The following is a 9,770-nucleotide window of genomic DNA, read 5'->3' as shown; positions in this document are numbered from 1 at the left end:
GCGCACTTCGGGCGTGCGCTCGACCAGCTCGAGCACCTCGATGTAGTCGGCGCGCAGTTCGAGCGACATCACGTTGCGCACCGCGGGCCGCTGGTGCGAGAGCTCGGCGATGCCGTCGCGCACGCGCAGGCTCGATTCGCGCAGCGTGCGCTCCAGGGGCGCCGCGCCCTCGGGGGTGTCAGCGGATCTCATCGCCGACCAGCTTCGCGAGTTCGCGGTAGCGCACCGCCTCGTCGGCGATCAGCTGCGTGAATTCCTTGCGGCCGGTGCCGACCACCTCGCCGCCGCTCTGCTGCGCGAGCTGCGCGCGCACGGCCGGGTCGGCCATCACCTTGCGCATCATCTCCTCGAGCTTGCGCGCCACCGGCGCCGGCGTCTTGGCATGGATCGCGAAGCCGATGAAGGTGTAGAGCGTGTAGCCCGGATAGCCGGCCTCCTGCACCGTGGCCACCTCGGGCAGCAGCGGATGGCGCGTGGCGCCCGCCACGGCCAGCGCGCGCACCTTGCCCGCGTTCACCAGCGGCGCGGCGCCCGCGATGTCCATCAGCGCGAGGTCGACCGCGCCGCCGACCACGTCGGTCACCGCCTGCGAGGCGCCCTTGTAGGGCACGTGGTTGAACGCGATGCCGGCGCGCTGGCCGAGGTCGAGCGCGCCCAGGCGGTAGGTGTTGCCGTAGGTGCCGAGGCTGACGCCGCCCTTGTCGCGCCGCGCGGCGGCGACCACGTCGGCCAGGCTCTTGTAGCGCGAGTCGGGCGCGGTGATGAGCACGGCCACGTGGCGCGTCATGTTGAGCACCGGCAGCAGGTCCTCGGGGCGGTAGGGCAGGTTCTTCACGAACAGCGGATTGATCACGGTCGCGCTCGGGCTCACCAGCACCACCGTGTAGCCGTCGGCCGGCGCGCTCAGCGCGGCCTGCGTGCCGAGCGTGAGATCGGCGCCGGGCTTGTTCTCCACCACCGCGGGCTGGCCCGCGACCTCGCGGAAGTGCTCGGCGAAGGTGCGGGTCATGGTGTCGCCGCTGCTGCCGGGCCCGATGGGCACGATGAAGCGGATCGGCCGCGACGGATAGTCGGCGGCCTGCGCGCGGGCCGGCGGCGTCGCCGTCAGCACCGAGGCGCAGGCGAAGGCGGCCGCGATCCACGCGATCCTGGCGTTGGGCATGGTCTTGTCTCCTGTGGTTCCTGTCGCGTTCCACGATAGCGACAGGACCCCGCGCAAGCCATGCGGAATGGGGCAATCAGCTATGCGCGATCCGGGCACCGGGCCGTGCCGGGCGTACTCAGGCCGGCTGCGTCTCGCGCGCCTGCAGCAGCCGCAGCACGCGCTCGTGGTGGTCGCGCAGCACCGACACCACGCAGCGCTCGACCGCGAGGCTCGCGCGGTTGATGCGGTGCTTGGCACCGGTGGCGCAGAAGGTGTGCAGCGTCAGCGCGGGGCTCACGATGCGCGCGCTGGCGAGGTCGCGCTCGTCCTTCGACAGGTAGTCGACCACGCGGTGCACCTGGATGATGGCGTAGCGCCCGCTGTGGCGCACCACGTCGCGGATCATCGCGCCCGAGTTGATCTCGAGGTCGGCGCGCAGGTCGAGATCCATGCCCTTGGCCATCTCGCGCACCACGGCCTCGACCGGGTTCGGCGTGGGCGGTATGACGAGCGGAATGCCGCTGAGCGCCGACAGCGGCAGCGTGGGCTGGCGCATCAGCGGCGAGTCGCGGCGGCCCAGCAGCACCAGGTCGGACGAGAACAGCAGCTGGGCCTGCGCGGGCGGCTCGGCATGGCAGCTGTTGAACACGCCCACGTCGAGCTTGCCGGCGGCCAGCCGGTCCATCACGTCGCGGCTGTAGCTCTCGTGGATCACCAGCCGGATCTTCGGGAACTGCTCGGTGATGTGGTTCACCAGCGTCGACACCGGCCCTTCGGCGGCCCAGCGCGGCAGCGCGATCTCGACCGTGCCCGAGGGCTGTTCGTTGGTGGAGGAGGCGAGCTCGAGGAAGCCGGTGGCGCCGTCGAGCAGGCCGTGCGCCACGGGCAGCAGCGAGGAGCCGAGCTCGGTCAGCAGCACGCCGCGGCCGGTGCGGTTGAAGAGCCGGCCGCCCACCAGCTCCTCGAGTTCGAGCACGCGCCGGCTCAGCATGGACTGCGAGCATCCGCGCAGCAGGGCGGCTTGCGAGAAGCTGCCCGATTCGGCCGTGGCGACGAAGGCCGAGACGTTTTCGATCTTCAGATCGTCGGCCGCGCGAACCAGCAACTTCACTTTCTGTCTCCTCCCGGCAGCAGGACTTGCGGCCTGCAATTTTCACATAGCAGGCATGCGCGGTGCAGGGCTGCGAGGCCGCTTCGCGGGTTCTAGAGTCCGGGTATTTACCCTAGAGCGGCGGTTCGCGTCGCATGCGCGATGACGAATTCCAACGACCCTGCATCCTCGCCCGCGCGGCGCCTGCTCCACACGCGCGAAGTGCTCTGCCAGGGCTACGAGCGCGACGACGGCCTGTGGGACATCGAGGCGCGCATGAGCGACGTCAAGACCCATCCGATGCACCACGACGACGGCCGCGTGCGCCTGCCCGCGGGCCGCTTCATGCACCGCATGGGCCTGTGCCTCACGGTGGACGAGGGCCTGCGCATCGTCGCGGCGCGCGCCTGGACCGAGCATGCGCCCAATGCCGAGTGCATGGACATCGGGGCGTCCTACGAGGCCCTGGTCGGGCTCTCGATCGGGCCCGGCTTCACCTCGCGCGTGAAGGAGCGCTTCGGCGGCGCGGCCGGCTGCACGCACCTGACCGAGCTGCTTGGTCCCGTGGCCACCACCGCGTTCCAGACGCTGTTCCCGGTGTTCGAGCAGCGGCGCCGCGCGCGCCTGCTGAGCGACCCCGAAGGCGCGGCGCGCACGCGGCCGCCGCTGCTCGACAGCTGCTTCGCGCTGCGCGCCGAGGGCGAGGTCGCGCGCGGGCGCTGGCCGGCCTTCGCCAAACCTGCATAGCTGCCATCCGCATCGCGTGGGTACGCCGCGCGGCCTCGCTGCCTACATTGAACGCATCCCGTTCGTTGTTGAACCGGATCGAACATTCACAGGAGACGAAATGGCAGGAGTTCTGGAAGGAAAGGTCGTGCTCGTGACCGGCGCGGGCCGGGGCGTGGGGCGCGAGATCGCGCTGCTGGCGGCGCGGCAGGGCGCGAGCGTGGTGGTCAACGACCTCGGCGGCGCGTCCGACGGCGAAGGCGAGGGCACGATCGATCCCGCCTCGGAAGTCGTGAACCTGATCCGCGCCGAGGGCGGCAAGGCGGTGGCCAACGGCGACAGCGTGTCGAATGCCGACGCCGCGGCGCGCATGGTGCAGGCCGCGATCGACAACTTCGGCCGGCTCGACGGCGTGGTCAACAACGCGGGCATCCTGCGCGACCGCATGTTCCACAAGATGAGCACGCTCGACTGGCAGCAGGTGATCGACGTGCACCTGCAGGGCACCTACCACGTGAGCCGCGCGGCCGCGATGCTGTTCCGCGAGCAGCAGTCGGGCGCCTACGTGCACATGACCTCGGCCGCGGGGCTGGTCGGCAACATCGGCCAGGCCAACTACTCGGCCGCCAAGCTCGGCATCGTCGGCATCTCGCGCTCGATCGCGCTCGAGATGGCGCGCTGCCACGTGCGCTCCAACTGCGTCTCGCCCTGGGCCTGGAGCCGCCTGATCGGCACCCTGCCCGCGGAGACCGAGGAGCAGAAGCGCCGGCTCGAGCGCTTCAAGCAGATGACGGCCGACAAGATCGCGCCGATGGTCGTGTACCTGCTGTCGGACCTCGCCGCGGCGGTGAGCGGCCAGATCTTCGGTGTGCGCAAGAACGAGATCATGCTGTTCAGCCAGCCGCGGCCGCTGCGCACCGTGCACCGCTCGGAGGGCTGGACCGTCGAGAGCATCGCCGAGCACGCCATGCCTGCGATGCAATCCAGCCTGGTGCCGATGGAAAGCGCGCGCGAGGCCTTCGCATGGACGCCGGTGTGAGTCGCGCGATGGCCTTCGATCCCGACAAGCTGCTGCAGCGCCGCTTCGCGCCGGTGGCGCAGAGCTATACCGCCAAGGACTCGATCCTCTACGCGCTGGGCCTGGGCTTCGGCCGCGACCCGCTCGATGCGCGCGAGCTGCCTTTCGTCTACGAGGAACGGCAGCAGGCCGTGCCGACCCAGGCCGCCGTGCTCGGCTACCCGGGCTTCTGGATGAAGGAGCCCGACACCGGCATCGACTGGCGCAAGGTGCTGCATGCCAGCCAGTCGGTGCAACTGCACCGGCCGCTCGCGCCGGCCGCCACCGTGATCGGGCGCACGCGCGTCAAGGCGATCCTCGACAAGGGGCCCGAGGTGGGGGCGCTGTTCTTCGTCGAGCGCACGCTCGAGGACAGCGACGGGGAATTGCTGGCCACGGTGGAGCAGGCCGTGATGGCGCGCGGCAACGGTGGCTTCGGCGGCGCGAGCGGCCCCTCGCCCACGGCCGCCAAGGTGCCCGACACGCCGCCCGACCATGTGTGCGACCTGCCGACCTCGCCCTCGCAGGCGCTGCTGTACCGGCTCTCGGGCGACCTGAATCCGCTGCATGCCGACCCCGAGGTGGCGCGCGTCGGCGGCTTCGAGCGGCCGATCCTGCACGGCCTGTGCACCTACGGCATCGCCTGCCATGCGCTGCTGCGCACGCTGTGCGGCTACGTGCCGCAGCGGCTGCGGCGCATCGACACGCGCTTCACCTCGCCGGTGTATCCGGGCGAGACGATTCGCGTCGAGATCTGGGGCTCGCAGGGCGAGGTGCGTTTTCGCGCGACCGCGCTCGAGCGCCAGGTCATGGTGCTGAACAACGGCATGGCCGTGATCGACGCTGCCGCGGGAGGCGCGCGATGAACGGCATCGTGGCCTTCGGCGCCTACGTTCCGCGGCTGCGCCTGCAGCGCGAGGCCGTGGTGCGCGCCAACGCCTGGTTCGACGGGTCGCTGGCGGCGCACCGCGCGGGCGAACGCGCCATGTGCAACTTCGACGAGGACGCGGTCACGATGGCGGTGGAGGCCGCGCGCGACTGCCTCGGCGCCCTCGATGCGGCGAAGGTCGACGACCTGCAGCTGGCCTCGACCTCGCTGCCCTATGCGAGCCGCCTGAACGCGAGCATCGTCGCGCAGGCGCTGAACCTCGGCGAGGAGGTCGGCGCCATCGACGTCACGGGCTCGCAGCGCGGCGCCACCTCGGCGCTGATGCAGGCCCTGCGCGGCGGCGCGGGCCGCCGCACCCTGGTGGTCGCGAGCGACCGGCGCAAGGCCAAGGTGGCCAGTGCGCAGGAACTGCTGTACGGCGATGCGGCCGCGGCGGTGCTGGTCGGCGACGGCGAGGTCATCGCGCAGCCGCTCGCCATGGTGAGCCGCACGGTCGACATGGCCGACCACTACCGCGGTGCCGGCGCCGCCACCGACACCTACTGGGAGGAGCGCTGGATCCGCGAGGAGGGCCATCTGCGGCAGGTGCCGCCGGCCATCGCGGATGCGCTCGCGCAGGCCGGGCTGACGGCGGCGCAGGTCGACCGGCTGTGCATCGCGCTGCCGCACAAGGGCGTGCCGCAGCGCCTGGCCAAGCTCGCGGGCATCGCCCCCGAGCGCCTGCACGACACGCTCGCCGCGAGCGTCGGCAATGCCGGCGCGGCCCATCCGCTGCTGATGCTCGCGCATGCGCTGGGCGAGGCGGCACCGGGCCAGGTGCTGGTGCTGGTGGCCTTCGGGCAGGGCGTGGACGTGCTGGTGCTGCGCACCACCGAGGCGCTGCGCGCGCGGCCGCCGCGCACCGGCCCGCAGGGCTGGCTGGCGCGCGGCAGCGCCGAGCACAACTACATGAAGTTCCTGGTGTTCAACGACCTGTTGCCGCTGGAGCGCGGCATGCGCGCCGAGAACGACAAGCTCACGCCGCTGAGCGTGGAGTACCGCCACCGCAAGACGGTGCACGGCTTCGTCGGCGGCCGTTGCGGCGCCTGCGGCACCGCGCAGTGGCCGCGCACCGACATCTGCGTCAACCCGGCCTGCGGCGCCACCGGCACCCAGCAGGACCTGCCTTTCGCCGACACGCCGGCGCGCGTCATGACCTACACCGCCGACCGGCTGGCCTATTCGCCGAGCCCGCCGGCCTGCTACGGCATGGTGCAGTTCGAGGGCGGCGGCCGGCTGATGATGGATTTCACCGACGTGGACGAGCAGCAGCTCGCCGTCGGCCTGCCGATGCGCATGAGCTTCCGCATCAAGGCCGTCGACACCGCCCGCGGCTACGTCCGCTATTTCTGGAAGGCGGCCGTCGCAGGTCCGCAGGAGAACACGCATGGCAACGGGAATTCGTGACAAGGTCGTCATCCTCGGCATGGGCTGCTCGCGCTTCGGCGAGCGCTGGGACTGCAGCGCCGAGAACCTCGCGGTGGAGGCCTTCACCGAATGCCTGGCCGACGCGGGCATCGGCAAGGAGCAGTTGCAGGCCGCCTGGCTCGGCATGGGCATCGAGACCCAGCACCTGGGCAGCGGCGGCGTGCCGCTGGGCGTGACCTTGCGGCTGCCGAACATCCCGGTGTCGCGCGTGGAGAACTTCTGCGCCTCGGGCTCGGAGGCATTGCGCGGCGCGGCCTATGCGGTGGCGTCGGGCGCCTGCGACTTCGCGCTGGCCTTCGGCATCGAGAAGCTCAAGGACACCGGCTACGGCGGCCTGCCGCAGCGCCCGCGCGGCCCGTTCAACGACATGGTGTGGCCCAACATCAGCGCGCCGGGCTCGTTCGCGCAGCTGGCCAGCGCCTACCGCGCCAAGCACCGCATCGACGCGAAGGACCTCAAGCGCGCGATCGCCCACGTGTCGGTGAAGAGCCATGCCAACGCGGGCCGCAATCCCAAGGCCCACCTGCGCAACCCGATCACCATGGACGACGTCATCCACTCGCCGATGATCGCCGAGCCGCTGGGCCTGTACGACTGCTGCGGCGTGTCCGACGGCGCGGCCTGCGCCATCCTGACCACGCCCGACATCGCGCGCGGCCTGGGCAAGAAGGACCTGGTGGCGCTGAAGGCGCTGCAGCTCGCGGTCTCCAGCGGCAGCGAGGCCTCGTTCGACGACTGGGACGGCAGCTACTTCCAGACCACGCGCGTGGCCTCGGCGCGCGCCTACGAGGAGGCCGGCATCCGCCGCCCGCGCGAGCAGATCGACCTGCTCGAGGTGCACGACTGCTTCTCCATCACCGAGCTGGTGACCATGGAGGACATGCACATCTCGCCCGAGGGCCGCGCCTCGCACGACGTGCTCGACGGCTTCTACGACGCCGACGGCACCATGCCCTGCCAGATCGACGGCGGCCTCAAGTGCTTCGGCCATCCGATCGGCGCGACGGGCCTGCGCATGGCCTACGAGATGTACCTGCAGATGCAGGGCCGCGCCGGTGCCCGCCAGCGCAGCGACGACCCGTCCCTCGGCGTGATCCACAACCTGGGCGGCTTCCCCTGGCAGAACGTGTGCAGCGTGTCGGTGCTGGGCAAGTACGGCGCCTGACGCGGCGCCGGACGAAAAACACGAAGGAGACATACCGTGCTGATGGACGAATACCGATCGCCCTGGCGAACGCCCGAGGTCGAGCAGTTCCAGGAAACCGCGCGCCGCTTCTGGACGGCCGAGCTGATCCCCCACGTGGAACGCTGGGAGGCCCAGGGCCATATCGACCGCGGCGTGTGGAAGCGCCTGGGCGAGATGGGCTTCCTGCTGGCCGACCTGCCCTCCGGCTACGGCGGCGGCGATGGCGACTACGCGCACCTGGCCGCGCTGGTGGAGACCAGCGCCGCGTGCGGCTTCGGCCCGGGCTTCGGCCCGCACTACATCGTGGGCCACTACCTGCACCACTACGGCAGCGAGGCGCAGAAGCGGCGCTGGCTGCCGGGCATGGCCAGCGGCGACATCGTGGCCTCGATCGGCATGTCCGAGCCCGGCGCAGGCTCGGACCTGCAGGGCATCCGCACGCGGGCGCGGCGCGATGGCGAGCACTACGTGATCGACGGCTCGAAGACCTTCAACACCAACGGCCACCATGCCGACCTGGTGATGCTGGCGGTGAAGACCGACACGGCGCTGGGCGCGAAGGGCGTGTCGCTGCTGATGGTCGAGACGCGCGATCTCGCGGGCTTTCGCCGCGGCGCGCCGCTCGACAAGATCGGCCTGAAGGCGCAGGACACGGTGGAGCTGTTCTTCGACCAGGTGCGGGTGCCGGTGTCGAGCCTGCTGGGCACGGCCGAGGGGCAGGGCTTCGCGCAGATGATGTCGCAGCTGCCCTACGAGCGCATGCTGATCGGCATCCGCGCCGTCTGCAACATGGAGCGCGCGCTCGAGCTCACGCTGGCGCACGTGCACCAGCGCCAGGCCTTCGGGCAGCCGCTGTTCAAGCTGCAGAACACGCGCTTCGAGCTGGCCGAGATGAAGACCGAGGCCACGCTGGCACGGCTGTTCGTCGACCAGTGCATCGGCTGGCAGCAGGAGGGGCGGCTCGATGCGGCCACCGCCGCGATGGCCAAGTGGTGGGGCACGCAGAAGGAATGCGAGACCATCGACCGCTGCCTGCAGCTGTTCGGCGGCTACGGCTTCATGCGCGAGTACCCGATCGGGCGCATGTTCGTCGATTCGCGCGGCCAGAAGATCTACGGCGGCGCCAACGAGGTGATGAAGGAGATCATCGCCCGCCAGCTGGTGCCCCGATGAGCGCCGAGAACCACACCGGGAGCGGCCCGCTCGCGGGCCTGCGGGTGCTCGACATCGCGACCGTGCTGGCCGGCCCCTTCGCCGCCACCCTGCTGGCGGACTACGGCGCCGACGTGCTCAAGCTCGAGCTGCCCGGCAAGGGCGACGGCATGCGCGCCTTCCCGCCCTTCAAGGACGGCAAGAGCATCTGGTGGAAGGCGGCGCAGCGCGGCAAGCGTTTCGGCACGCTCGACCTGCGCCGGCCCCAGGGGCTCGCGCTCTTCAAGCAGCTGCTGCCGCAGTTCGACGTGCTGATCGAGAACTTCCGACCCGGCACGCTCGACCGCTGGGGCCTGGGCAAGGAGGTGCTGTGGGCGCTGAAGCCCAACCTCGTGATCCTGCGCGTCACCGGCTTCGGCCAGACCGGGCCCTATTCGGAACGGCCCGGCTTCGCGCGCATCTTCGAGGCCATGGGCGGGCTGACCACGGTCACCGGCCACGCGGACGGCGAGCCGATGCACGCGGGCGTGCCGCTGGGCGACTCGATCGGCGGGCTGTTCGGCGCCATCGGCATCCTGACCGCGCTGTGGCCGCGCGCGCGCGATCCCTCGCTGCCGGGCGAGGAGATCGACCTGTCGCTGACCGAGTGCATCACGCGGCTGCTGGACTTCATGCCCGGCGTCTACGAACAGCTCGGCACCGTGCCCACGCGCAGCGGCAACCGCAGCCCCTATTCGGCGCCCTCGGCCGTCTACCGCACGCGCGACGACCGCTGGGTGTCGATGGCGGGCTCGATCAACTCGATGTTCGCGAACAACTGCTGCGCCATCGGCCGGCCCGAGCTGATCGACGACCCGCGCTTCGCCGACAACGCGAGCCGCGTGGTGCACGAGCAGGAGCTCAACCGCATCTTCATCGACTGGTGCGCGGCGCGCGATCTCGAGGAGGTGCTGGCCGCCTTCGCGCAGGCCGGCGGCACGCTGGCGCCGATCTACGGCATCGACCAGGTGGTGAGCGACCCGCAGGTGCGCGCGCGGCGCTCGATCGTGCCGGTGCCCG

The 9,770-nt window shown here is 71.1% G+C and carries 9 protein-coding genes and 1 pseudogene; 7 read left to right on the top strand and 3 right to left on the bottom strand.

Annotation, left to right across the window (positions count from 1 at the left end):
• The 3 genes and pseudogenes from AC27VN_RS22160 to AC27VN_RS22150 all read right to left on the bottom strand — a co-directional run.
• A pseudogene (locus tag AC27VN_RS22160) lies at positions 1 to 192 on the bottom strand (hypothetical protein); the annotation flags it as partial.
• The gene (locus AC27VN_RS22155) at positions 179 to 1,162 is read right to left on the bottom strand and encodes a tripartite tricarboxylate transporter substrate binding protein (RefSeq protein ID WP_490877914.1); all 984 of its coding nucleotides are present in this window, start codon (positions 1,160 to 1,162) and stop codon (positions 179 to 181) included. The pseudogene AC27VN_RS22160 and the gene AC27VN_RS22155, both read right to left, overlap by 14 nt.
• A 118-nt stretch (positions 1,163 to 1,280) precedes the next feature.
• The gene (locus AC27VN_RS22150) at positions 1,281 to 2,255 is read right to left on the bottom strand and encodes a LysR family transcriptional regulator (protein WP_177239409.1); all 975 of its coding nucleotides are present in this window, start codon (positions 2,253 to 2,255) and stop codon (positions 1,281 to 1,283) included.
• Positions 2,256 to 2,396: 141 nt separating this feature from the next.
• Between AC27VN_RS22150 and AC27VN_RS22145 the strand changes: the two genes are divergently transcribed.
• From AC27VN_RS22145 to AC27VN_RS22115, 7 genes are all read left to right on the top strand, one after another.
• Positions 2,397 to 2,981 (top strand): DUF2889 domain-containing protein, encoded by a 585-nt coding sequence (locus AC27VN_RS22145; protein WP_490877913.1) that lies wholly within the window; start codon positions 2,397 to 2,399, stop codon positions 2,979 to 2,981.
• 100 nt (positions 2,982 to 3,081) lie between these two features.
• Entirely contained in the window at positions 3,082 to 3,999 is a 918-nt protein-coding gene (locus AC27VN_RS22140) for an SDR family NAD(P)-dependent oxidoreductase (protein WP_093346277.1), read from the top strand.
• Between the two features lie 8 nt (positions 4,000 to 4,007).
• Positions 4,008 to 4,883 (top strand): MaoC/PaaZ C-terminal domain-containing protein, encoded by an 876-nt coding sequence (locus tag AC27VN_RS22135; RefSeq protein ID WP_490877912.1) that lies wholly within the window; start codon positions 4,008 to 4,010, stop codon positions 4,881 to 4,883.
• Positions 4,880 to 6,352 carry a 3-oxoacyl-[acyl-carrier-protein] synthase III C-terminal domain-containing protein gene (locus AC27VN_RS22130; protein WP_490877911.1) on the top strand — a complete coding sequence of 491 codons (1,473 nt, stop codon included), beginning with the start codon at positions 4,880 to 4,882 and terminating at the stop codon, positions 6,350 to 6,352. The genes AC27VN_RS22135 and AC27VN_RS22130 overlap by 4 nt, the downstream gene beginning before the upstream one ends.
• Positions 6,333 to 7,538, top strand: coding sequence for an acetyl-CoA acetyltransferase (locus AC27VN_RS22125; protein WP_093346284.1), 1,206 nt, complete (start codon positions 6,333 to 6,335; stop codon positions 7,536 to 7,538). Before AC27VN_RS22130 ends, AC27VN_RS22125 begins: the two co-directional genes overlap by 20 nt.
• Before the next feature lie 42 nt (positions 7,539 to 7,580).
• Positions 7,581 to 8,732: an acyl-CoA dehydrogenase family protein gene (locus tag AC27VN_RS22120; protein ID WP_413765702.1), complete on the top strand. Its 1,152-nt coding sequence runs from the start codon at positions 7,581 to 7,583 to the stop codon at positions 8,730 to 8,732.
• Positions 8,729 to 9,770: CaiB/BaiF CoA transferase family protein (locus tag AC27VN_RS22115; protein WP_490877910.1), on the top strand; the 1,042-nt coding region annotated here is incomplete at its 3' end. The genes AC27VN_RS22120 and AC27VN_RS22115, both read left to right, overlap by 4 nt.

It is taken from the genome of Variovorax sp. 20P10.2.4 (genome assembly GCF_058244205.1).
This window is presented reverse-complemented; position numbering and strand designations above follow the sequence as displayed.

Bases quoted from the DNA above. Each gene is read 5' to 3' on its own strand.
- AC27VN_RS22155 (WP_490877914.1), bottom strand. From the start codon at position 1,162: ATGCCCAACGCCAGGATCGCGTGGATCGCGGCCGCCTTCGCCTGCGCC.
- AC27VN_RS22145 (WP_490877913.1), top strand. From the start codon at position 2,397: ATGACGAATTCCAACGACCCTGCATCCTCGCCCGCGCGGCGCCTGCTC.
- AC27VN_RS22140 (WP_093346277.1), top strand. From the start codon at position 3,082: ATGGCAGGAGTTCTGGAAGGAAAGGTCGTGCTCGTGACCGGCGCGGGC.
- AC27VN_RS22135 (WP_490877912.1), top strand. From the start codon at position 4,008: ATGGCCTTCGATCCCGACAAGCTGCTGCAGCGCCGCTTCGCGCCGGTG.
- AC27VN_RS22130 (WP_490877911.1), top strand. From the start codon at position 4,880: ATGAACGGCATCGTGGCCTTCGGCGCCTACGTTCCGCGGCTGCGCCTG.
- AC27VN_RS22125 (WP_093346284.1), top strand. From the start codon at position 6,333: ATGGCAACGGGAATTCGTGACAAGGTCGTCATCCTCGGCATGGGCTGC.
- AC27VN_RS22120 (WP_413765702.1), top strand. From the start codon at position 7,581: ATGGACGAATACCGATCGCCCTGGCGAACGCCCGAGGTCGAGCAGTTC.